The organism is Microbacterium sp. NPDC077663 (assembly GCF_044542795.1).
Classification (GTDB): domain Bacteria; phylum Actinomycetota; class Actinomycetes; order Actinomycetales; family Microbacteriaceae; genus Microbacterium.
Map to the genome: position 1 here is coordinate 412,853 of NZ_JBITVE010000001.1, position 22,271 is coordinate 435,123.

The window sequence follows — 22,271 nt, forward strand, 5'->3', positions numbered from 1 at the left end:
GGATGCCGGATCGTGACAGCCTGGGAGGATGTCGCCGAGTTCCGCCTCCACCCTCGACGGGGACGTCACCGACGCCGTCCGCGCCCTCCTGACCGAGGCGGGTGTGACCGACGACGCCGATCTCGTCGCCCGCATCCTCGTCACGGGTCTCGGGATGGGTGTCGACGACACCGACCGGCTCGATCTGAAGATCGCTTCGGCCGCGCTCGCCGAGATGCGATCGGCGTTCGCGCTGTTCGCCCCCTACCGGGGGACCCCCAAGGTGACGATCTTCGGATCGGCGCGCACCCGCCCCCACGACCCGCTGTACCGGGCCGCCGCCGACATCGCCGGCGCACTCGCGCAGCGCGGCTGGATGGTGGTGACGGGCGCCGGTCCCGGCATCATGCAGGCCGCCGCCGAGGGTGCCGGGCCGGACCACTCGCTGGGGGTCTCGATCCGGCTGCCGTTCGAGGAGAAGCCGAACGCCGTGATCGCCGAAGCCGACCGCGTCGTCGCCATGAAGTACTTCTTCACGCGCAAGCTGATGCTCGTCAAGGAGTCGCGAGGTTTCGTCTGCGTCCCGGGAGGCTTCGGCACGCTCGACGAGCTGTTCGAACTGCTCACGCTGCAGCAGACCGGCAAGGCCGAGCCGACGCCGATCGTGCTGCTCGACGCGCCCGGGGGCACGTTCTGGCAGGGGCTCAAACGTTTCGCGACCGACCACCTGATCCCGTCGGGGGTGATCTCGCCGGACGACCTCGATCGCGTGTACGTGACCGACTCGGTGGAAGCCGCCGAAGCCGAGATCACCGGCTTCTGGCGCAACTACGACTCGCTGCGCTGGATCGGTTCCCGCCTCGTGCTGCGACTGTGCGCGGAGCCGACGGATGCCGAGGTCGCGGATCTCAGCGAGCGGTTCTCCCATCTGCTGACCGGCGGACGCATACAGCGCACGGCTCCGCTGCGCCGTGAGCGGCAGGACGACGACCGGCTGGAGCTGCCGCGGCTGCTCCTGGACTTCGACCGGCACCGCATCGGCGAGCTGCATCACCTCATCCGCGCGATCAATGCACTGCCCTCGGCGCCTGCGGCGACCCCGCCGACCGAACCGCACGCCGTACCCTGAGCGCATGATCCGGATGCCGCGTCGCGCCGTCCTGGCGGTGCTCCTCGCGGCGGCGCTCGCCCTTCCGGCCGGCTGCGCGTCGGCGCCGATGCCGGCCCCGACCCCCGACCCGGCCGTCCGGGTGTGGCTGCATCAGGAGCGCTCGGACGAGGCCGCCCGCAGGGCTCAGGTGCGGATCGCGAACGACTCCTCGGGTGCGCTCGACGTGCGGAGCGTCCGTCTCGTCGACGACCGCCTCGGCTCCCCCATCGAGGCGGAGGGGTGGACGGTCGGTCCCGGCGAGTCGGTCGACGTGCCCGTGACGCTCCCGGTGGTCGCCTGCGAAGACGGGTCGCCCGACCGATCCTGGGAGCTCTCCCTGATCGACGGCGAGAGGCTGCGGGGCACGCTCGACGATGCCCTCGGCTTCTTGGATCGGCTCCGCAGCAGGGAGTGCCTCGCCGCGGAGGTCGCCCGTGCGGTGCGGGTGACGTGGGGCGACCTGCGCGTGTCGGCGTCCGGGGACGCGGCGCTGCCGCTGCGGATCGAGACGATCGACGCCGAGGCCGATGTCGAGGTCGTCGCCGTCCGGTCCACGAACCTGCTGCAGTTCGGCCACGGTGTGGCGACCTACCCGGTCGAGGGACGCGTCGGGACCCTCGAGGTTCCGCTCGCGCCGCAGCGGTGCGATCCGCATGTGGTGCAGGAGGACAAGCGGGGGACCGTCTTCGGCGTGGACGTCGAGGTGCGCGGAGAGACGGGCCGGATCGAAGTGGCGGCGGGGGAGCGCAACCGGGCGCGGATCCTGACGTGGGTCGCCGAGACCTGCCGATTCGGCGAGCAGTGAGCGTCAGAGCTTCGCGTAGCGCGTGCGCAGGAAGCTGAACACCGCGTAGACGACGAGGCCCAGTCCCACGAGGAAGACGAGGACGGGGCCGATCATCTGCTCGAGGAGGGCCTCGATCGCGGCGTCGAAGCCGCCGGCGGCTGCGGAATCCTGCTTCACCGCCGCGACGATGAGGAGGATCCCCACGATGAGCACCGACATCCCCTTGCCGATGTATCCGAGGATCCCCGACGCCGTCACCGCCGCACCCATTGCACCGCCGGGGATGGTCACCTGCTTGTCGAAGGATCGACGGACCCCGATCGAGGCGAAGACGAGGGCTCCGATCACCAGGCCGGCGCCGGCCGCGGCCACGACGAAGACGCCGCCGGGCGTGTCCAGCAGGCCGCGCGTGATCTGCTGCGCGGCGCGGTCGCCGTCGGGGCGGGCGCCGAGCGCGATGGTGATCGCGATGGCGCCCAGGGCGAGATAGACGAGCGACTGGCCGGCCGCCGAGCCGCGCCGTCCCCAGGCCGCGGCATCCTTGCCCTCCGCGAGGAACGCCCGCAGAGCCTGGAACAGTCCCAGGGCCGTGAGGAGGAGCCCGAGGATCCACACGAGCAGCAGGCCGAGAGGAGCCTGGAGCAGGGCTGTGAAGACCCCCGCCTGGTCGGACTCGCCGCGCCCGCCGAAGGAGATGACGATGACGACGATCCCGAAGACGAGGTGCACGACGCCGTTGGCGGCGTAGCCTCCGCGCGCCAGCACCCGCGCGACGGGAGAGCGGCGCACACTGCGCGCGGCATCCTCCACGGCATCGGTCATCCGTCGATCTTCTCAGGTCGTGCGCGGTCCGATCGGGTAACGTTGATGGGATGCCGCGACGCACCGGGAGACCGGGCGTGATCGCGGCGCCGTGTTGAGCAACTGAAAAGGGAGGCACCTGTGGACATCGACCTGGGGCTGCTGCGGACTGTCGAGCGCGAGCGGGAGATTCCGTTCGAGGAACTGATCCGGATCATCGAGCAGGCCATCCTGACCGCTTACGCGAAGCACACCTCTCCCGACGGTGAACTCCCTGACGGCGCGCGCGCCCACCTCGACCGCAAGACCGGTCACGTGGCGGTGTACATCCCGCTGCGCGACGAGGAGGGCGCGGTCATCGGCGAGGAGGAATCCACGCCCGACGACTTCGGCCGCATCGCCGCCTTCGCCGCCAAGCAGGTCATCAGTCAGCGCCTGCGCGACATCGCCGACGACGCGGTGCTCGGCGAGTTCAAGGGCAAGGAGGGCGACATCGTCGCCGGTGTGGTCCAACAGGGCCCGAACCCCCGCATGGTGCATGTCGACCTCGGCACGATCGAGGCGATCCTGCCCCCCGAGGAGCAGGTCCCCGGAGAGGACTACGCGCACGGCTCGCGCCTGCGTGTCTACGTGACCTCGGTGTCCAAGGGACTGAAGGGCCCGCAGATCACCGTCTCGCGCACGCACCCCGGTCTCGTCCGCAAGCTGTTCGCCCTCGAGGTCCCCGAGATCGCGTCGGGCGTCGTCGAGATCGTCTCGCTCGCGCGTGAAGCCGGCCACCGCACCAAGATCGCGGTCAAGGCGAACGACCCCGCCGTCAACGCCAAGGGCGCCTGCATCGGTGAGCTCGGCCGTCGCGTGCGCGCGGTCACCGAGGAGCTCGGCGGCGAGAAGATCGACATCGTCGACTACGACGAGACGTTGCCCAAGTTCGTCGCCAACGCCCTCTCGCCGGCCAAGGTGACCTCGAGTTTCGTGCTCGATCAGGCCACGAAGGCCGTGCGCGCGCTCGTCCCCGACTACCAGCTGTCGCTCGCGATCGGGAAGGAAGGGCAGAACGCCCGGCTCGCGGCCAAATTGACCGGCGCGAAGATCGACATCCAGCCCGACAGCATTCTCGACGAGTCCTGACGCGGTAGGATGGAAGCTGTTCGAACGTGCGTGGGATGCCGCGCGCGTGCCCCCCGGTCCTCGTTGCTCCGCATCGTGGCCCGGGACGGTGCCCTCGTCATCGACGAGAAAGCCGTCCTGCCGGGTCGGGGCGCGTGGGTGCATGACACGGACCGGTGCGTGAGCACCGCCCTCACACGACGCGCATTCGGACGCGCACTACGGGTATCCACTCCACTGGACACAGTGGAACTGGATGCGCGGACCACCAGAGAACCCCTCCAGCGAAACGGCTGAACGGCTATGGACACAAAGTGAACGGCTCGAAATGAGACCCGTCCGCGAATGACGGTCCGCCCTGTCCGGGGCGGGCCCCAGACAGGAGAATTGTGGCAAAACCACGCGTGCACGAGATCGCTTCCGAGCTCGGCGTCGACAGTAAAGTCGCCCTCGCGAAGCTGAAGGAGCTCGGCGAATTCGTCAAGAGCCCCTCATCCACCATCGAGCCCCCCGTGGCTCGCAAGCTCCGCGCCGCCCTCGAGGCGGAAGGCGTGAAGGCACCTGCCGCCGCGCCCGCGAAGCCCGCGGCGAAGGCCCCGGCATCCGGTGCGACCCCCGGGCCGCGCCCGTCGGCACCCAAGCCCGCGCCAGCTCCCGAGCCCGCTGCTCCCGAGCCCGCAGCGCCCGCTCAGCCCGCCGCTGAGAAGCCGGCCACGGCGGCACCCGAGGGCGGCGCGCCGAAGCCCGGCGCCCCCGCTCCCGCGAAGCCGGCGTCCCAGGCCCCGCGTCCCGGCGGCGCTCCGCGTCCCGGCAACAACCCCTTCGCGAGCTCGCAGGGCATGGGTCAGCGTCCCGCCGGCCCGCGTCCCGGCAACAACCCCTTCGCCTCGGCGCAGGGCATGGGTCAGCGTCCGACCCCCGGCAACATCCCGCGTCCGCAGGCGCCGCGTCCCGGCGCTCCGCGTCCGGGCGCGCCGCGTCCCGGTGGTGCTGGTCGCCCCGGTGGCGGCGGACGTCCCGGTGCACCGTTCCAGCAGCGTCCGGGTGGCCCCGGTCGCCCCGGCGGCGGTGGCGGCTTCGGCGCTCCGCGTCCGGGAGCCCCGGCCGGTGGTTTCGCCGGTCGTCCCGGTGGCGGCGGTGGCCGCGGTCGTGGACCCGGCGGCGGTACGGCCGGTGCCTTCGGTAAGGGCGGCGGCAAGTCGAAGCAGCGCAAGTCGCGTCGGGCGAAGCGGCAGGAATTCGAGATGCGGTCGGCGCCGGTCGTCGGCGGCGTCAACGTCTCCAAGGGCAACGGCGAGATCATCCGGCTGCGCCGCGGCGCGTCGATCGCGGACTTCGCCGACAAGCTCGAGGCTCTGCGCGGTTACACCGTTCAGCCCGGCACCCTGGTGACGATCCTCTTCAACCTCGGCGAGATGGCCACGGCCACCGAGTCGCTGGACGAGGCGACGTTCGAGATCCTCGGCGAGGAGCTCGGCTACAAGATCCAGATGGTCTCGCCCGAGGACGAGGACAAAGAGCTCCTCGAGGGCTTCGGTCTCGACCTCGAGGCCGAGCTGGAGGCGGAGGACGAGGACGACCTCGAGATCCGTCCTCCCGTGGTCACCGTCATGGGCCACGTCGACCACGGTAAGACCCGACTGCTCGACGCCATCCGTCAGACCAACGTGGTCGCGGGCGAGGCCGGCGGCATCACGCAGCACATCGGTGCGTACCAGGTCTGGACCGAGCACGAGGGCATCGAGCGCGCCATCACCTTCATCGACACCCCGGGTCACGAGGCGTTCACCGCCATGCGTGCCCGTGGTGCGCAGGTGACCGACCTCGCGATCCTCGTGGTCGCGGCCGACGACGGCATCATGCCGCAGACGGTCGAGGCGCTGAACCACGCGCAGGCGGCGAACGTGCCGATCGTGGTCGCGGTCAACAAGGTCGACAAGCCCGACGCCAACCCGGCCAAGGTCCGCCAGCAGCTCACCGAGTACGGCCTGGTCGCCGAGGAGTACGGCGGCGACGTCATGTTCGTCGACGTCTCGGCGCGGCAGAACACCGGCATCCAGGACCTGCTCGACGCCGTGCTGCTCACCGCCGACGCGGGCCTGGACCTCACGGCCAACCCGAACAAGGCGGCACGCGGTGTCGCGATCGAAGCGAAGCTCGACAAGGGTCGCGGTTCGGTCGCCACGGTGCTGATCCAGTCCGGAACGCTCCGTGTCGGCGACGCGATCGTCGCGGGCACCGCGTACGGACGCGTCCGCGCCATGATCGACGAGAACGGCGATGCGGTCGACGAGGCCTACCCGTCGCGTCCGGTCCAGGTGCAGGGTCTGAACTCCGTGCCCCGCGCCGGCGACGTCTTCATCGTCACCGAAGAGGACCGCATGGCCCGCCAGATCGCCGAGAAGCGTGAAGCGGTCGAGCGCAACGCCCAGCTGGCCAAGGCCCGCAAGCGCATCTCGCTCGAGGACTTCACCCGTGCTCTCGAAGAAGGCAAGGTCGAGTCGCTCAACCTCATCATCAAGGGTGACGTCTCGGGTGCCGTCGAGGCGCTCGAGGAGTCGCTGCTCAAGATCGAGGTCGACGACAGCGTCCAGCTGCGCATCATCCACCGCGGTGTCGGTGCGATCACCGAGTCGGACATCAACCTGGCGACGATCGACAACGCGATCGTCATCGGCTTCAACGTCCGTCCCGACACGAAGGCCCGCGAGCGTGCCTCCCGCGAGGGCGTGGACGTCCGGTTCTACTCGGTCATCTACAACGCGATCGACGACGTCGAGCAGTCGCTCAAGGGCATGCTCAAGCCGGAGTTCGAAGAGGTGCAGTCGGGTGTCGCCGAGATCCGCGAGGTGTTCCGCTCCTCGAAGTTCGGCAACATCGCCGGTGTCATCGTCCGTTCGGGCACGATCACGCGCAACGCCAAGGCGCGGGTCATCCGCGACGGCGTCGTGATCGCCGACGGCCTGGCCATCGAGTCGCTGCGCCGGTTCAAGGACGACGTCACCGAGGTCCGCACGGACTTCGAAGCCGGTATCGGCCTCGGCAAGTACAACGACATCCAGATCGGCGACGAGATCGAGACGACCGAGATGGTGGAGAAGCCGCGCGGCTGATCCTCAGGTCGCTACGGACTCGGATGTCCGTCCTCGGCAAGAGCGGGGCCCCTACCCCGATTGCCTCGGACGGACATCCGAGTCCTCCGCAGTTTCCGGCCAGCCGTATCGCGGGCCGGGTAGAGAAGGAGAAGGACTATGGCCGGGGAACGGCAGGCACGGTTGGCGGACCGCATCCGCGTGCTCATCGCGGAGCGACTCGAGAAGGGGCTGCGCGACCCGCGGCTCGGATTCGTCACGATCACCGACGTGCGCGTCACGGGTGACCTGCAGCACGCGTCGGTGTTCTACACCGTCTACGGCGACGACGAGGCCCGCGAGGGCACGGCTGCGGCATTGAAGGCGGCGACGGGGATGCTGCGCAGCGAGGTCGGGCGTCAGCTCGGCACGCGTCTCACGCCCTCGCTCGAGTTCATCCTCGACGCGCTGCCCGAGAACGCCGGTCACATCGAGGACCTGCTGCGCGAGGCGCGCGAGCGCGACGCGGCCGTGGCGGGCATCGCGGCGTCGGGCACCTACGCCGGTGAGACCGACCCGTACGTCAAGCCGCGCGAGCTCGACGACGAGGACTGAGCGGCACGGTCACCGGGGCAGGTGCAGCGCACCGTCCGTGACCTCCACCAGCCCGTCGGCGATCAACGAGTCGATGGCCCGATCCCGCTGCGCGGGGTCCGGCCACTCCGAGGCCACCTCGTCCGCAGGGACGGGGTGGCCTTCGGCATCCCGGAGCACCCTCATGACCGCGCCACGCGCCTGGCGGTCGCTGCCCTCGTAGCGCGCCTGCTTGCGCCTGTCGTCGCCGGTGTCGGGGTATCCCGCCGCGCGCCAGGCGCACAGTTCCCGGAGCGGGCACACCCCGCAGCGGGGTGACCGCGCCGCGCAGACCACCGCGCCGAGTTCCATCGCGGCGGCGTTGACGACCGCCGCATCGTCATCGTCTTCGGGGAGGATCGCGGCCATCGCCGTCAGATCGCCCTTGCCGGGCGGACCGGGCTGCGATCGTCCGTCGACGGCCCGGGCCAGGACGCGGCGGGTGTTCGTGTCGACGACGGGATGCCGGTCCCCGTACGCGAAGACCGCCACCGCGCGTGCCGTGTAGTCGCCGATCCCGCTGAGGGCCAGGAGCGACTCCACGTCGCGGGGGACGATCCCGTCGTGACGGTCGCGGATCTCCGTCGCGGCCCGGTGCAGCCACAGCGCCCGGCGGGGGTAGCCGAGGTTCGCCCACAGCCGCACGGCGTCGGCCGGGGGAGCGGCAGCGAGGTCGGCGGGGGTCGGCCAGCGCTCGAGCCACTCCTCGAGCCGGGGGATGACGCGCGCCACCGGGGTCTGCTGCAGCATGAACTCGCTGACGAGCGTGCCCCATGCCCCGAATCCCTCGCGTCGCCAGGGCAGGTCGCGGGCGTTCTCGCGGTACCACGCGATGAGCGCTGAGGCGAGGTCGGGCACCGCTCCAGCCTAGGCTGGAAGCCATGCAGCAGACCCAGGGGAGCGGCGGGATCCTCCTCGTCGACAAGCCGGGCGGCGTGACCAGCCACGACATCGTGGCGCGCGCCCGCCGTGCGCTCGGCACCCGCAAGATCGGCCACGCCGGCACGCTCGACCCCATGGCGACCGGCCTGCTCGTCCTCGGCGTCGGCCACTCGACCCGGCTGCTCACGTACGTCGTCGGGCTCGACAAGACCTACGAGGCCACGATCCGCCTCGGGGTGGCCACCGACTCCGACGACGCCGACGGCGTCGAGACGGCGCGAACGGATGCCGGTGGTGTCGCCGACGAGGCGATCCACCGCGGCATCCGATCACTGACCGGGGCGTTCTCGCAGGTGCCGAGCACCGTGTCGGCCATCAAGGTCGGCGGGCGTCGCGCCTACGACCTCGCCCGCGCGGGCGAGCAGGTCGAACTGAAGGCGCGGGAGGTCGTAATCAGCCGGTTCGACGTGCGCGGCATCCGTCGGGGGGACGGGGTCGTCGACGTCGACGTCGTCGTGGACTGCTCCAGCGGCACCTACATCCGTGCGCTCGCGCGCGACCTCGGCGCCGACCTCGGGGTGGGCGGCCACCTCATCGCGCTGCGTCGCACGCGGATCGGACCCTTCGAGGTCGCCGACGCCGTCACCGAGCTGACCCCCGATGCGCCGCTGCAGGATGCCGCGGATGTCGCGGCATCCCTGCTCGGGGCGTTCCCGGTCACCGCGGACGAGGCGAGGGACCTCCGCCACGGCAAACGCCTGCTCGGGGCGGTGGACCGGCTGCAGACCGAGACCCCCGCCGCGATCGCCCCCGACGGCACGCTCATCGGGATCGTCGGTCGACGCGGCGACGACGTGAAGAGCCTCATGAACATGCCCGAGGAGCAGCCGTGATCGCCTGGTTCACCGTCGTCCAGATCGCGGTCGCCTGCGCGGCGGGGCTGCTGTGCACCGTGCTCGGGCTCGCCGGGCGCCGCCCGAGCGACCTCTCGGTGGGCACGCAGGCCCTCGTGCTGCTGCTGCTCATCGTGCAGGTCGTCATCGCGATCATCGCCCCGCTCGCGGGCAACCCGCCGACCGGCGACCTGCTCGAGTTCTGGGTGTACCTGGTCTCTGCGGTCCTCATCCCGCCCGCAGCGGTCGCGTGGGCCCTCGTCGAACGTGGTCGCTGGAGCACCGTGGTCATGGGTGTGGCCGCGTTCGCGATCGCGATCATGATCTGGCGCATGAACGTCATCTGGACGGTGCAGGTCGCCTGACCCGGGCAGACCGGTCGCCGCGGCGGTCGTAGGATTGAGGTGCCATGCCTGAGACCGCGCCGACCTCGACCGCTTCCTCGGCCGCACCTCGGCGTCGGATGACGGGTATCGGTCGCGTCCTGGTGGTCGTCTACGCGATCATGGCGCTCGGCGCGACGGGTCGCTCGTTCGTCCAGATCGTCCGCGAGTTCGACGAGGCCCCGCTCGCCTACTCGCTGTCGGCGCTCGCGGCCCTCGTCTACATCCTCGCGACCCTCGCGCTCATCTTCAGCGCGTCGGAGCGGTGGTACCGCGTCGCGTGGGCGGCCATCGTCTTCGAGCTCGTCGGCGTGCTCGTCGTCGGGACCCTCTCCCTGACGCATCCCGAACTGTTCGATCACCCGACGGTGTGGTCGGGGTACGGCATCGGCTACGTCCTCATCCCGCTCGTGCTGCCGTTCCTGGGGCTGTGGTGGCTCATCGCCCACCGACGCGTCCGTCCCGCGGGGGGCTCCGCATGATCGTCTTCCGCGACCCTGCCGAGGTGCCCGCGGGCTTCGGGCCGAGCGTCGTCGCCATCGGCAAGTTCGACGGCGTGCACTCCGGCCACCGCGCCGTGATCGACCGTGCGCGCGTCGCCGCGATGGACGCCGGCGCGCGGGTGGTCGCCGTCACCTTCGACCGCAACCCGCTCGCCCTGCTGCGACCCGACCGCTGCCCGGAGCCGCTCGTGAGCGTCGAGCAGAAGATCGCCCTCCTCGCCGACTCCGGCGTCGACGCGGTCCTGGTGCTGCGCTTCGATGAGGCCCTCGCGGGCCTCGCGCCCGAGGACTTCGCCCGGCGGGTCCTCGTCGACGCCCTGCACTCGGTCTGCGTCATGGTCGGCGTCGACTTCCGGTTCGGCCGTGAGGGAGCGGGCGACCCCGCGTTCCTGGCGACCTTCGGCGCGGCGCACGGCTTCACCGTCGACGTCGTCGGAGACGTCCAGGGAGGCGGCCGCCGGGTCTCGTCGACCTGGGTGCGCGAGATGCTCGCCGCCGGCCAGGTCGAGGACGCGGCACGCCTGCTCGGGCGTCCGCACGCCGTCCGCGCCGAGGTCGTCCACGGACTGCAGCGCGGCCGGGAGCTGGGCTACCCCACGGCCAACCTGTCGCAGACCGCCGAGGGGTTCATCCCCGCCGACGGTGTGTACGCCGGTTGGCTGATCGATGAGGGGGCGGATGCCGGGCGCGTCCGGCCCGCGACGCGATACCCCGCCGCGATCTCGGTCGGGACCAATCCCACGTTCGACGACGTGCCGCAGCGGCAGGTCGAGGCCTACGTCCTCGACGAGACGGACCTCGACCTTTACGGGCACACCGTGCAGGTGCAGTTCACCGCGCGCATCCGCGGGATGGTCCGCTTCGAGGGTATCGAAGCCCTCATCGATCGCATGGATGCCGACGTCGCCGAGGTCCGGGCCGCGCTGCAGCCCGGGACCTGAGGGACGGAGCTTTGGGGGTCAGTACGACGAGGAGTCGACGGCCCCGGTGGCCCGATCGCCCGCGTCGACACGGCGAGCCTCGCCGAGGATGACGGCGCTGCCGCTCGTGCCGAGTCGCGTCGCGCCGGCCTCGAGCATGGCGATCGCGTCGGCGTAGCTGCGGACGCCGCCCGATGCCTTCACCTCGACGTCCGCACCCACGGTGCGGCGCATGAGCTGCACGTGCGGCACCGTCGCGCCGCCGCCGGCGAACCCGGTCGACGTCTTCACGAAGTGCGCGCCGCCCGCCTCGGTGAGCCGGCTGCCGCGTTCGATCTGCTCGTCGTCGAGCAGAGCGGTCTCGAGGATGACCTTGGTGATCCGGCCACCGGCTGCCTCCACGACCGCGCGGATGTCGTCGACCACGACGTCGTCGAAGCCGGAGCGCAGGGCGCCGATGTTCACGACCATGTCGACCTCGCTCGCGCCGTCGGCGACCGCCTGGCGCACCTCGGCCACCTTGGCCGCGGTCGAGGTCGTCCCGTGCGGGAAGCCGATGACCGTGCCGACCGCGACGCCCGTGCCGGCGAGTCGCTCCACGGCGTGGCGGATGTCGCTCGGGCGCACGCACACGCTGAACACACCCCATTCGGCGGCGATGTCGAGCTCAGCGTCGACGTCGGCGCGCGTGAGCTCCGGCTTGAGGATCGCGTGGTCGATGGTGGCGGCGAGTTCGCGTTCGGTGGGCATGTCCACCAGCGTACGCGGCGGCGTGCTCGATGCCGGCGCGCGCCGTCTGCGGGCGGCGCCGGCGAGGCGCTAGAATGGCGGTAAGGGCCCGTCCCGTCGCCGCAGCTCGCAGAAGCGAGTACCCGCAGCCGTGACGACCCGGGGACCACATCCGCGCCGCGACCGACCTCGCGGCCCCGCACACCGTCGTCTCGTACGACGCTCGCCGGCATCCGCCGGTGTCACGCTCAGGAGGAGCATGCCGACCACGGCAGCCACCGCCCCCAAGACCGCCGCTCGGCGTCGCCGGGGATCATCGTCGCGCCGAGACGACGAGGCACCCCTCATCCCGATCCTCGCCCGCAAGGTGCGTGAGGTCGAGGCCAAGTCCCAGCGCGGCAAGCTCGGGCCGACCAACCGCGTCAAGTTCCAGGTGATCGCCTTCCTCGTGCGTGAGGAGCGCGCGCGGGTGAAGGCGGCGGCCGACATCGCCGACGGCGCCCGCGCCGAGCTGCTGAAGCGTCTCGACGGCGTGGCGACGATCCTCGCGAAGACCGCTGCCCGCGACACCTCGCTCATCCAGCTGCTCGAAGTCGACCAGGCGACGTCGCCGGTCGCGCGCCGCATGCGCCGCGACTGGCTGCTCGAGTCCGGGGCGGAGTTGCCCGAGGACGAGCTGATCATCACCGACGCGAAGCCCGCGCAGGCGCCCGTTGTTCCCGAGGCGATCGCCGACCGTCAGGTCGTCCCCCCGCAGGTCGAGGCCCGCAAGGAGTCGAACCCGTTCCTCGCGCCCGATGTCGCCCTCCGCGCGCCGGTCGCGACCCCGCGACGTCGGCTCGACGGCTGGGAGCTGATGGGGCCGCTCTACAAGGCCTTCGAGACGGGCGCCGGAGGCGGGGCCGCGTCGATGGACCTCCCTCTCGTCCCCGAGTTCGACCGCATCTCGCCCAGAGGCCTCGACGTCATGCCGCACCAGTCGCGGTTCCTCGAGGCCGTCCGCACCGGACACCGCAGCTTCCTGCTCGCCGATGAGCCGGGTCTCGGCAAGACCGCGCAGTCGGTGCTCGCGGCATCCGTCGCCGACGCCTACCCGCTGCTGGTCGTCGTCCCGAACGTCGTGAAGATGAACTGGGCGCGCGAGGTCGAGCGGTGGACCCCGCAGCGTCGCGCGACCGTGATCCAGGGCGACGGCGAGACCATGGATGCCTTCGCGGACGTCTTCATCGTGAACTACGAGATCCTCGACCGCCACCTGTCGTGGCTCAGCTCGATCGGGTTGAAGGGCATGGTCGTCGACGAGGCCCACTTCATCAAGAACCTGACCTCGCAGCGCTCGCGGAACGTCCTGGCCCTCGGTTCCCGCATCCGCGAGCAGGTGCGCGACCCGCTGCTGCTCGCTCTGACGGGAACCCCGCTCATCAACGACGTCGAGGACTTCGACGCGATCTGGCGCTTCCTCGGCTGGACCAACGGAGAGAAGCCCGGCCCCGAGCTGATGGCTCGCCTCGACGAGACCGGTCTGACCCCCGCCGACAAGGCGTTCTACCCCGAGGCCCGCTCCGCGGTCATCTCGATGGGCATCGTCCGACGCAAGAAGAAGGATGTCGCCGCCGACCTCCCCGACAAGCTCGTCGCCGACCTCCCCGTCGAGCTCGACGACGAGTTTGGCCGCTCGATCCGCGCTGCCGAACGCGAGCTGGGCGAGCGACTGGCGGCGAAGTACCGTCGCATCATCGAGGCCCGCGGCGACCGCGTCATCCGCGGCGACGTCGACGACGACATCGTGCGCCTCGTCGCGCACGGCGAGCTCGAAGAAGCCAAGGCCGCCGGCTCGGGCTCCGAGAACGTCTTCACGATGGTGCGTCGCATCGGCCAGGCGAAGTCCCACCTGGCCGCCGACTACGCCGTGCAGCTGCAGCGCTCGGTCGGCAAGGTCGTCTTCTTCGCCAAGCACATCGACGTGATGGATGCCGCCGAGGCGCACTTCGCGTCGGCCGGACTCCGTACGGTCTCCATCCGCGGCGATCAGACCACGCCCGTCCGCCAGCAGGCGATCGACGCGTTCAACGGCGACCCGGACGTCGCCATCGCGGTGTGCTCGCTCACGGCTGCCGGCGTCGGCCTGAACCTTCAGGCAGCGTCCAACGTCGTGCTCGCCGAGCTCAGCTGGACGGCCGCCGAGCAGACGCAAGCGATCGACCGCGTGCACCGCATCGGGCAGGACGAGCCGGTCACCGCCTGGCGCATCATCGCGGCGCACACGATCGACACGAAGATCGCCGAGCTGATCGACAGCAAGCAGGGGCTCGCACAGCGCGCCCTCGACGGCGACGCGGTCGACCCCACATCGAGCGACTCCGTGCAGCTGTCGGCGCTCATGCACCTGCTGCGGCAGGCGCTCGGCGCCGCCTGAAGCCGCTCGGCTGGCAGGCGATGCCGTCGCGGCGATAGTGTCATCGAGGCAGCGTCGCCCCCAGCACCAACCCGAGATCACCTAAGGACCCTCATGAAGATCGGTATCCTCACGAGCGGCGGCGACTGTCCAGGACTGAACGCCGTCATCCGGGGCATCGTGCTGAAGGGCACGACGACGTACGACATCGAGTTCGTGGGCATCCGCGACGGCTGGCGCGGCGTCGTCGACGGTGACTTCTTCCCCCTCACCCGTCACGAGGTGAAGGGCCTGTCCAAGGTTGGCGGGACGATCCTCGGCACGAGCCGGACGAACCCCTACGAGGGTCCGCGCGGCGGCGCCGAGAACATCTCCAAGACCATGTACGGTCACCGCCTCGACGGCATCGTCGCGATCGGCGGCGAAGGCACGCTCGCCGCCGCCGACCGGCTCCACAAGGACGGCATCAATGTCCTCGGCGTGCCCAAGACGATCGACAACGACCTCCACGCCACCGACTACTCGTTCGGCTTCGACACCGCCGTGAACATCGCGACCGAGGCGATGGACCGCTTGCGGACGACCGGCGACTCGCACCAGCGCTGCATGGTCGCCGAGGTGATGGGCCGTCACGTCGGCTGGATCGCGCTGCATTCGGGCATCGCAGCGGGCGCGCACGTCATCTGCATCCCCGAGCACCCGATGTCCATCGACGAGATCGCCGAGCAGGTCCAGAAGGCGCACGACCGCGGTCGTGCCCCGCTCGTCGTCGTCTCCGAGGGCTTCACCCTCACCGGCATGGACGAGGCCTACAGCGACAAAGGCCTCGACGCCTTCAACCGTCCCCGTCTCGGCGGGATCAGTGAGATCCTCGCCCCCGAGATCGAACGCATCACGGGCATCGAGACCCGCGCGACCGTCCTCGGGCACATCCAGCGCGGCGGATCGCCGTCGGGCTTCGACCGCGTGCTCGCCACGCGGCTCGGCCTCCACGCGGCGGATGCCGTCGTCGACGGCGCCTGGGGTCAGATGGTCGCCATGCAGGGGACCGAGATCGTGCGGGTGCCCTTCGCGGAGGCGCTCGGATCGCTGCACACCGTGCCGGCGCACCGTTACGAAGAAGCCGCCGCGCTGTTCGGTTGAGCGCGCGGTGACGAGCGCGTCATCGCCGTCGTCGCGGCTCGCGCCGGCGCTGCTCGGAGCGGTGTCGGTCGGCATCCTGACCGCCGTCCAGGCGCGCATCAACGGTCAGCTCGGCGTGCGCCTGGAGCACGCGATGGCGGCCGCCGTCATCTCGTTCGGCAGCGGACTGCTGCTCATCGCTCTCGTCTCGCTCCTGACCCCCGCAGGCCGTCGCGGCGCGGTCGTGCTGACCCGCGGCATCCGTGAACGCAGTATTCCGTGGTGGATGCTGGTGGGCGGCGCCGCGGGAGCGCTGACGGTCGGCACGCAGGCCGTCGCCGTCGGGATCGTGGGGGTGTCGCTCTTCACGGTCGGCATCGTCGCGGGACAGATGGTGGGCGGTCTGATCCTCGACCGCGTCGGCTACGGGCCGGGCGGAGTCGTCGCTGTCACTGTGCCGCGCCTGGTCGGCGGCGCGCTCGCGCTGGCCGCGGTGGGGGTCGTGCTGATCTCGGGGGACGGACTCGCCGGGGTGCCCGTCTGGATGGTCGTGCTCCCCGTGATCGTCGGTGCGGGGCTCGCCTGGCAGCAGGCGACCAACGGGAGACTGCGCGCCCGCGTCGGGACCCCGGTCACGGCCACGCTGGTGAACTTCACGCTCGGCACGGCGATCCTCGCGGTCCTGGCCGCGATCGTCACGATCGTCGACGGTCCGCCGGCGGCGCTCCCGACCGAGCCGTGGCTGTACCTCGGCGGTGCGCTGGGCGTCGCGTACATCGTGCTGTCGGCGGCGATCGTCGCCAGGACGGGAGTGCTCCTGTTCGGCCTGGCGGCGGTGTCCGGCCAGCTGCTCGCGTCTCTCGCGCTCGACGTCCTCTGGCCCGCTCCGGCCGGTCCCGGCGTGGTCATCGAGGCCGTCACGGTCGTCATCGGGCTGGCGTCGGTGTTCGTCGCGGCGTTCTGGCGCGTGCGGCGCTGAGGCGGGTCAGCCCGTCGGCGCGGGCGACGGTGCCTCCGGCGCCGGACTGTCCGCCGGATCGGGCTCGGTCACGGTGTTGTCGGAAGGCGCGGGGCTCGGTTCAGCGGGGTCGGCGGCGCCGTCTTCGGTGACGCCCTCGTCGGAACCGTCGGTCGTGCCGGTGTCGTCCGCGGGATCGGTGGCGCCGTCGTCGGGTGTCGCCTCGTCGTCGGGCGTCGCCTCGTCGTCGGGCGCCTCGGTGGTCTCTTCCGGCGTCGGCGTCGCCTCCTGCTCCGGCGTCGTACCCGTGTCGCTGACCGTGTCGACCTCCTCGGGGGTGTCGTCCTCGACCACGGGAGCGGTCGGGCTGACCCCCGGCGTCGGGTCGGTGACGGGAGCCGGGTCCGCCGGAGTCACCTCGTCGCCGCCGGCGGTGAGGGCGAGGATGCCGCCGGTGCCGGCGACCAGCGCCGCCGCGGCCGCCGCGGTGATCCAGACCGCCGCCCGCCGCCGCGAGCGTCGTCGGGTCCGGCGGCCGGCCGGAGGCATGGCTCCGTCGTTCTGCGAGGCAAGGGGCGCCGAGGCAGGCGCCGCCGATGCGTCCGTGGCAGATGCGTCCGCCACCGGGGTGCGCGTCGCGTCGGCGGCAGGCAGGGCCTCGGTCGCGATGGCGAGCAGGCTCGTGGGAGCCGTTGCGGGCTCGGACCGAGCGGGAGCGGCGGCGCCGGCGGGCGGGAGCGCCTCGGTCGCGGCATCCGCCGCCGTTGCACCGGCGACCGCCGCCACCGCGGGCGGAGCGGGCAGCGCGGGTGCGGGATCGTCCTCCGGCGCGGCCGCGGCGAGCGAGCGCGCACGCATCGCGACCTCGAGCGCCGTGGGGCGATCGAGGGGGTCGACGCGGGTCATCTCCCGGAGAAGTTCCTGCCAGTCCGGCTCGAGTGCCGACGGAATGACCGGCGGGGCGTCGAGTCTGGCCAGGGCGGTCGCGACACCAGCCGCATCCGGGAAGGCGCGTGTCCCCGTCAGCGCCTCGATGAGGACGAGCCCGAGAGCGTAGACGTCGGCGGGCGGTGCCGGGTCGACGCCCCGCACCTGCTCGGGCGCAAGATAGGCGGCCGTGCCGACCACCTCACCGGGATTGGTCACCCGGGCTGTGTCGACGAGATAGGCGATGCCGAAGTCGGCGAGTTTGGCGCGGAATTCCTGATCGGGCAGGTGCGAGGGTGCGAGCAGCACGTTCGAGGGCTTCACGTCGCGGTGGACGACGCCGGCTCCATGGGCGACATGAAGGGCTTCGCCGAGCTCGGCGGCCATCGTCACCGCCGCGGACGGCGTCAACGGGGACTGGGCGATGCGCGTCGTGAGGGTGGGTCCCTCGACGAGTTCCATCACGAGATAGGGCGGGTCGGCATCGAGCTGAGCGTCGTAGAGCGTCACCAGCGACGGGTGATTGAGGGCAGCCAGCACGCTGACCTCGCCGCGCGCACGGCTGTCTGCAGCGACCCCGTCGGCACCCGAGCGCACGATCTTGATCGCGACCTCGCGCCCGAGGACGACGTCGACGCCGCGGTGGACGTCGGCCATGCCGCCGCGTCCCAGTGTCTCGCCGAGGCGGTAGCGCCCGCCCAGCAGGTCGTCGGCGGGGTCGGTGCTGTCGGGCATGTGCATCCTCCGACCGCGGCGACTCTCACCGCGCTCGCCCCCTCGCTAGATGCGACAGGCCGCGACGACACCAGGGTTGACGGTGTCGACGCGGCCTGCAAGCGGACGTGCGCCGCCGGGGTCAGTCGTTCTTCGGGGCGAACGAGAGCGACAGCGAGTTCATACAGTAACGGTCGCCCGTGGGGGTGCCGAAACCGTCCGGGAACACGTGCCCCAGGTGCGAACCGCAGTTCGCGCAGCGCACCTCGGTGCGCACCATCCCGTGACTGCGGTCCTCGATGAGCTGGACCGCCTCGGGGCGGACCGACTCGTAGAAGCTCGGCCAGCCGCAGTGCGAGTCGAACTTGGTCCCGCTCTGGAACAGCTCGGAGCCGCACGCCGCACAGGTGTAGAGGCCGGCACGGTCCTCGTCGAGGAGTTCGCCGGTCCACGCGCGCTCCGTTCCCGCCTGCCGCAGGACGGCGTACTGCTCGGGAGTCAGCTCCTCCCGCCACTGCTCGTCGGTCTTCTCCACGCGATAGCTCATGTGTTCTTCCTTCCCTCGACATATTCAACCGGACGAACCGCCCCGATGTTCCGCTGTGGCGGACGACGACCGTCGTACCGTGGGGGAGTGCCCCTCTCAGATCGCGACCGCGCCGTGCTCGACTTCGAGTCGCAGTGGCCTGGGCACTCCGGTGCGAAGGAGGAGGCGCTGCGCGCCGAGCTCGGTCTGACGCCCGCACGCTACTACCAATTGCTCGGACGGATCTTGGACTCGGCGGATGCCGTCAGCTACGACCCGGTCCTCGTCCACCGGCTGCGGCGACTCCAGGTCGCGCAGGAACGGGAGCGCCGCTCCCGCGCCAGGATCCTCCCGGCATCGGCCCGGTAGCATTCTCGGGTGCCGTCTCCGACCTCCCCGCCCGAGCCAGAGCAGCCCACCTCCGCGGAACCCTACGCATCGGCGGTGCGCGCCGCCGCGAAGGACCGCTTCGACGACGTGCCGCGTCACCCGGCCCGGGTCGGCGCGCATCGGGCGGAGAACCCGCGACTGCGCGTGGGGGTCATCGTCCTCTGGTCGGTGGTCGCCACCGTCGCGATCGTCGCGGCCGGTGTGCTCAGCACGATGTTCGCGACCGGTCGTCTCGACTTCGCTCCTCGCCCGGAATCCACCAGCACATCGCAGGTGGTCGCCCCGCAGATCGACACGTCGTATCAGGTGCTCGTCCTGAACGCGACGCCCGACGCCGCGCTGGGGGAGGCCGTGCGGAGCGACGTGATCGCGGCGGGATGGGCGGAGGCGGACGTCGAAGAGAGCAACGCCAGCTCGGACGACTTCCCGACCACGACCGTCTACTACGGCACCGCGGCCGACGAGGCTGCCGCCCGAGGATTGGCCGACGCGATCGGCGGTGCGGAGGTCTCGCTCGACGACACCTACCAGGTCGTCGCACCGCCCGAGACGGCGAGCGCGGGCGGCGAGCCGCGCTCCCAGCTCGTGGTGGTCGTCGGGGTGGACTTCGGCTCGGAGTGACCCCGCCCGCGGCGGCGTGATCGCCCCGTGTTTCGCTGTCGTAAACACTTCGGTTCAGCGGTGTCAACAAAGCCTGGAACCGCCGAATCCAGCACTGCGGCGTGGCTAGCATTTCGATGTCCCACAGCTTCAGGAGATTCGCATGACCCAGGGAACCGTCAAGTGGTTCAACGCCGAGAAGGGCTTCGGTTTCATCACCCTCGGTGACGGACAGGATGTCTTCGTCCACTACTCGAACATCGAGATGTCGGGGTTCCGTGTGCTCGAAGAGGGTCAGGCGGTCGAGTTCACCGTCGGGACCGGGCAGAAGGGCCCCCAGGCGGAGTCCGTCCGCGTCGTCGCCTGACGGCGGTCAGCCGTCGTATCGGCGCAGGAAAGGTCCGCTCACCTCGGGAGGGTTCAGCTCCGTCGCGGACAGATTCTCGACGGCCTCCCTCTCGTCGCCGTCGGTGACCGAGACGAAGAGCGTGACTCCGTCCAGCAGATGTCCGCGTGCCGCCCTCACGGCGGCGAGTGCCGCGATGAGGGCGGCGATGTGCTCCTCGAACCAGTCGTCCGCGTCGTCGGCCGTCTCGTCGATGACTCGCGCCACCGCCTCGAAGTGCTCCCAGCCGACCAGCTCGTCGCGCCATTCGGCGGTGTCCCACCGCAGGTAGGCGTCGTACCCGGGTTCGGAGAGGTCGCCGCTCATCGCCGCGGCTGCTCGTCGTCGTCGGTGGTGCTCGACGGTGGTCACGCAGAGACCGGGACTCATCCCGCCGTCGTCGGTGGTCAGGGCGACGGCGTACAGGTGCTCACCGGCGAGTGAGGAGATCGCGTCGTCGAAGGCCGCGAGAGTCGCCTGCTGCAGCATCCTGCGAATGATCTCGCGGCTCATCGCAGGAGATCTCGTGTCGTCGGCATCCGGTCCTCCGTGCGGGCGGGGATGGCGCCGTTGCGGTGATCGGCGCGACGAGTCCCACCGTATCGCCGGCGAGCTCGTAGCGGGCGGATGCCGAGTGGTCGCGGCGCGGTCGCGGCGGCTTGCACTCCCTAGGGTCGAGTGCCAGAATGATTTAGCACTCACTCATCCTGAGTGCCAGAACTATCCCGCTCCCAGTCCCTGGGGGCACGGTACTGAACCTCACGTCCGGGAGGGACGACACACTTATGGCAAAGATCATCGCTTTCGACGAGGAGGCCCGTCGCGGCCTCGAGCGCGGCCTCAACACCCTGGCCGACGCCGTCAAGGTGACGCTCGGCCCCCGCGGCCGCAACGTCGTGCTCGAGAAGAAGTGGGGCGCCCCCACGATCACGAACGACGGCGTGTCGATCGCCAAGGAGATCGAACTCGACGACCCGTACGAGAAGATCGGCGCGGAGCTCGTCAAGGAGGTCGCGAAGAAGACCGACGACGTCGCCGGTGACGGTACGACGACGGCCACCGTCCTCGCCCAGGCGCTCGTGCGCGAGGGCCTGCGCAACGTCGCAGCCGGCGCCGACCCGATCTCGCTCAAGAAGGGCATCGAGAAGGCCGTCAAGGCTCTCTCCGACGAGCTGCTCGCCGGTGCGAAGGAGATCGAGACCAAGGACCAGATCGCGGCGACGGCATCCATCTCGGCCGCCGACCCCGAGATCGGCGCCCTGATCGCCGAGGCCATCGACAAGGTGGGCAAGGAAGGCGTCGTCACCGTCGAGGAGTCCAACACCTTCGGCACCGAGCTCGAGCTCACCGAGGGCATGCGCTTCGACAAGGGCTACATCAACCCCTACTTCGTCACCGACGCCGAGCGTCAGGAAGCGGTCTTCGAAGACCCGTACATCCTCATCGCGAACCAGAAGATCTCGAACATCAAGGACCTTCTGCCCGTCGTCGACAAGGTGATCCAGGACGGCAAGGAGCTCCTGATCATCGCCGAGGACGTCGAGGGTGAGGCTCTCGCGACCCTGGTGCTCAACAAGATCCGCGGCATCTTCAAGTCGGCCGCCGTCAAGGCCCCCGGCTTCGGCGACCGTCGCAAGGCTCAGCTGCAGGACATCGCGATCCTCACCGGCGGCCAGGTCATCACCGAGGAGGTCGGTCTCAAGCTCGAGAACGCCACCCTCGACCTGCTCGGCCGTGCGCGCAAGGTCATCATCACCAAGGACGAGACCACCATCGTCGAAGGTGCCGGTGACGCGTCGCAGATCGAGGGTCGCGTGACCCAGATCCGCCGCGAGATCGAGAACACCGACAGCGACTACGACCGCGAGAAGCTGCAGGAGCGTCTGGCCAAGCTCGCCGGCGGCGTCGCCGTCATCAAGGCGGGCGCGGCCACCGAGGTCGAGCTCAAGGAGCGCAAGCACCGCATCGAGGACGCCGTCCGCAACGCGAAGGCGGCCGTCGAGGAGGGCATCGTCCCCGGTGGTGGCGTCGCGCTGATCCAGGCGGGCGAGAAGGCTTTCGCCAGGCTCGAGCTCGAGGGTGACGAGGCCACCGGCGCGAACATCGTGAAGGTCGCCATCCAGGCTCCGCTGAAGCAGATCGCGCTGAACGCGGGCCTCGAGCCCGGTGTCGTCTCGAACAAGGTCGCCGAGCTCCCCGCGGGTCAGGGCCTCAACGCCGCCACGGGCGAGTACGTCGACATGTTCGCGGCGGGCATCATCGACCCGGCCAAGGTCACCCGCTCGGCGCTGCAGAACGCCGCGTCGATCGCCGGCCTGTTCCTGACGACCGAGGTCGTCGTCGCCGACAAGCCCGAGAAGGCTGCGGCGCCGGCAGGCGACCCGACCGGCGGCATGGACTTCTGATCCTCCGC

Annotated in this window: 23 protein-coding genes; 17 read left to right on the forward strand and 6 right to left on the reverse strand. The window is 70.8% G+C overall.

Annotated elements, in window-relative coordinates; translation table 11 throughout:
• Positions 1 to 28 precede the first annotated feature (28 nt).
• Both ACIGEP_RS01985 and ACIGEP_RS01990 read left to right on the forward strand, forming a co-directional pair.
• Complete coding sequence (locus tag ACIGEP_RS01985) at positions 29 to 1,108, forward strand: TIGR00730 family Rossman fold protein (RefSeq protein ID WP_396659959.1); 1,080 nt, start codon at positions 29 to 31, stop codon at positions 1,106 to 1,108.
• A 4-nt stretch (positions 1,109 to 1,112) separates the two neighbouring features.
• Positions 1,113 to 1,934, forward strand: a complete 822-nt coding sequence (locus ACIGEP_RS01990; protein ID WP_396659960.1) for a hypothetical protein — start codon at positions 1,113 to 1,115, stop codon at positions 1,932 to 1,934.
• A 3-nt stretch (positions 1,935 to 1,937) separates the two neighbouring features.
• Here ACIGEP_RS01990 and ACIGEP_RS01995 read toward each other — a convergent pair whose 3' ends face one another.
• Positions 1,938 to 2,738, reverse strand: a complete 801-nt coding sequence (locus ACIGEP_RS01995; protein WP_396659961.1) for a DUF1206 domain-containing protein — start codon at positions 2,736 to 2,738, stop codon at positions 1,938 to 1,940.
• 120 nt (positions 2,739 to 2,858) lie between these two features.
• Between ACIGEP_RS01995 and nusA the strand changes: the two genes are divergently transcribed.
• The 4 genes from nusA (at position 2,859) to rbfA (ending at position 7,513) form a co-directional block, all read left to right on the forward strand.
• Positions 2,859 to 3,848, forward strand: a complete 990-nt coding sequence (gene nusA, locus ACIGEP_RS02000) for a transcription termination factor NusA (RefSeq protein WP_396659962.1) — start codon at positions 2,859 to 2,861, stop codon at positions 3,846 to 3,848.
• Between the two features lie 9 nt (positions 3,849 to 3,857).
• A complete protein-coding gene (locus ACIGEP_RS02005) occupies positions 3,858 to 4,124 on the forward strand; it encodes a YlxR family protein (protein WP_396659963.1) in 267 nt (88 codons plus the stop codon).
• A gap of 92 nt (positions 4,125 to 4,216) precedes the next feature.
• Positions 4,217 to 6,940 carry a translation initiation factor IF-2 gene (gene infB / locus ACIGEP_RS02010; protein WP_396659964.1) on the forward strand — a complete coding sequence of 908 codons (2,724 nt, stop codon included), beginning with the start codon at positions 4,217 to 4,219 and terminating at the stop codon, positions 6,938 to 6,940.
• Positions 6,941 to 7,078: 138 nt separating this feature from the next.
• Positions 7,079 to 7,513, forward strand: a complete 435-nt coding sequence (gene rbfA, locus ACIGEP_RS02015) for a 30S ribosome-binding factor RbfA (protein ID WP_396659965.1) — start codon at positions 7,079 to 7,081, stop codon at positions 7,511 to 7,513.
• Positions 7,514 to 7,522: 9 nt separating this feature from the next.
• Here rbfA and ACIGEP_RS02020 read toward each other — a convergent pair whose 3' ends face one another.
• A complete protein-coding gene (locus ACIGEP_RS02020; RefSeq protein WP_396659966.1) occupies positions 7,523 to 8,389 on the reverse strand; it encodes an A/G-specific adenine glycosylase in 867 nt (288 codons plus the stop codon).
• A gap of 23 nt (positions 8,390 to 8,412) precedes the next feature.
• On the opposite strand from ACIGEP_RS02020, the gene truB reads away from it, so the two are divergent.
• Genes truB through ACIGEP_RS02040 form a run of 4 tightly spaced genes read left to right on the forward strand, consistent with a single transcriptional unit; the run spans position 8,413 to position 11,133 of the window.
• Positions 8,413 to 9,306, forward strand: a complete 894-nt coding sequence (gene truB / locus ACIGEP_RS02025; protein WP_396659967.1) for a tRNA pseudouridine(55) synthase TruB — start codon at positions 8,413 to 8,415, stop codon at positions 9,304 to 9,306.
• Positions 9,303 to 9,671, forward strand: coding sequence for a hypothetical protein (locus ACIGEP_RS02030; RefSeq protein WP_396659968.1), 369 nt, complete (start codon positions 9,303 to 9,305; stop codon positions 9,669 to 9,671). Before truB ends, ACIGEP_RS02030 begins: the two co-directional genes overlap by 4 nt.
• A 44-nt stretch (positions 9,672 to 9,715) precedes the next feature.
• Positions 9,716 to 10,171, forward strand: coding sequence for a hypothetical protein (locus ACIGEP_RS02035; protein WP_396659969.1), 456 nt, complete (start codon positions 9,716 to 9,718; stop codon positions 10,169 to 10,171).
• On the forward strand, positions 10,168 to 11,133 hold the full coding sequence (locus ACIGEP_RS02040; protein WP_396659970.1) for a bifunctional riboflavin kinase/FAD synthetase: 966 nt from the start codon (positions 10,168 to 10,170) through the stop codon (positions 11,131 to 11,133). The genes ACIGEP_RS02035 and ACIGEP_RS02040 overlap by 4 nt, the downstream gene beginning before the upstream one ends.
• Positions 11,134 to 11,151: 18 nt before the next feature.
• On the opposite strand, the gene deoC is transcribed toward ACIGEP_RS02040, so the two are convergent.
• Positions 11,152 to 11,862 carry a deoxyribose-phosphate aldolase gene (gene deoC, locus ACIGEP_RS02045; RefSeq protein ID WP_396659971.1) on the reverse strand — a complete coding sequence of 237 codons (711 nt, stop codon included), beginning with the start codon at positions 11,860 to 11,862 and terminating at the stop codon, positions 11,152 to 11,154.
• 238 nt (positions 11,863 to 12,100) lie between these two features.
• Between deoC and ACIGEP_RS02050 the strand changes: the two genes are divergently transcribed.
• The 3 genes from ACIGEP_RS02050 to ACIGEP_RS02060 all read left to right on the forward strand — a co-directional run bounded on the left by ACIGEP_RS02050 (position 12,101) and on the right by ACIGEP_RS02060 (position 16,337).
• The gene (locus tag ACIGEP_RS02050; RefSeq protein WP_396659972.1) at positions 12,101 to 14,257 is read left to right on the forward strand and encodes a DEAD/DEAH box helicase; all 2,157 of its coding nucleotides are present in this window, start codon (positions 12,101 to 12,103) and stop codon (positions 14,255 to 14,257) included.
• A 93-nt stretch (positions 14,258 to 14,350) separates the two neighbouring features.
• Entirely contained in the window at positions 14,351 to 15,379 is a 1,029-nt protein-coding gene (locus ACIGEP_RS02055; RefSeq protein WP_064001520.1) for an ATP-dependent 6-phosphofructokinase, read from the forward strand.
• A gap of 7 nt (positions 15,380 to 15,386) precedes the next feature.
• Complete coding sequence (locus tag ACIGEP_RS02060; RefSeq protein ID WP_396659973.1) at positions 15,387 to 16,337, forward strand: DMT family transporter; 951 nt, start codon at positions 15,387 to 15,389, stop codon at positions 16,335 to 16,337.
• A gap of 6 nt (positions 16,338 to 16,343) precedes the next feature.
• Here ACIGEP_RS02060 and ACIGEP_RS02065 read toward each other — a convergent pair whose 3' ends face one another.
• Both ACIGEP_RS02065 and msrB read right to left on the reverse strand, forming a co-directional pair.
• Positions 16,344 to 17,978, reverse strand: a complete 1,635-nt coding sequence (locus ACIGEP_RS02065) for a protein kinase (RefSeq protein ID WP_396659974.1) — start codon at positions 17,976 to 17,978, stop codon at positions 16,344 to 16,346.
• Between the two features lie 121 nt (positions 17,979 to 18,099).
• Positions 18,100 to 18,504 carry a peptide-methionine (R)-S-oxide reductase MsrB gene (gene msrB, locus ACIGEP_RS02070; RefSeq protein ID WP_396659975.1) on the reverse strand — a complete coding sequence of 135 codons (405 nt, stop codon included), beginning with the start codon at positions 18,502 to 18,504 and terminating at the stop codon, positions 18,100 to 18,102.
• Between the two features lie 87 nt (positions 18,505 to 18,591).
• Between msrB and ACIGEP_RS02075 the strand changes: the two genes are divergently transcribed.
• From ACIGEP_RS02075 to ACIGEP_RS02085, 3 genes are all read left to right on the forward strand, one after another.
• Entirely contained in the window at positions 18,592 to 18,852 is a 261-nt protein-coding gene (locus tag ACIGEP_RS02075) for a DUF3263 domain-containing protein (protein WP_396659976.1), read from the forward strand.
• A 9-nt stretch (positions 18,853 to 18,861) separates the two neighbouring features.
• Positions 18,862 to 19,494: a LytR C-terminal domain-containing protein gene (locus tag ACIGEP_RS02080; RefSeq protein ID WP_396659977.1), complete on the forward strand. Its 633-nt coding sequence runs from the start codon at positions 18,862 to 18,864 to the stop codon at positions 19,492 to 19,494.
• Positions 19,495 to 19,636: 142 nt separating this feature from the next.
• A complete protein-coding gene (locus ACIGEP_RS02085) occupies positions 19,637 to 19,840 on the forward strand; it encodes a cold-shock protein (RefSeq protein ID WP_064001526.1) in 204 nt (67 codons plus the stop codon).
• A gap of 6 nt (positions 19,841 to 19,846) precedes the next feature.
• Here the strand turns inward: ACIGEP_RS02085 and ACIGEP_RS02090 are convergent, their stop codons facing one another.
• Positions 19,847 to 20,371: a DUF4303 domain-containing protein gene (locus ACIGEP_RS02090; RefSeq protein WP_396659978.1), complete on the reverse strand. Its 525-nt coding sequence runs from the start codon at positions 20,369 to 20,371 to the stop codon at positions 19,847 to 19,849.
• A gap of 272 nt (positions 20,372 to 20,643) precedes the next feature.
• On the opposite strand from ACIGEP_RS02090, the gene groL reads away from it, so the two are divergent.
• Entirely contained in the window at positions 20,644 to 22,263 is a 1,620-nt protein-coding gene (gene groL / locus ACIGEP_RS02095) for a chaperonin GroEL (RefSeq protein WP_396659979.1), read from the forward strand.
• Positions 22,264 to 22,271: the final 8 nt, after the last annotated feature.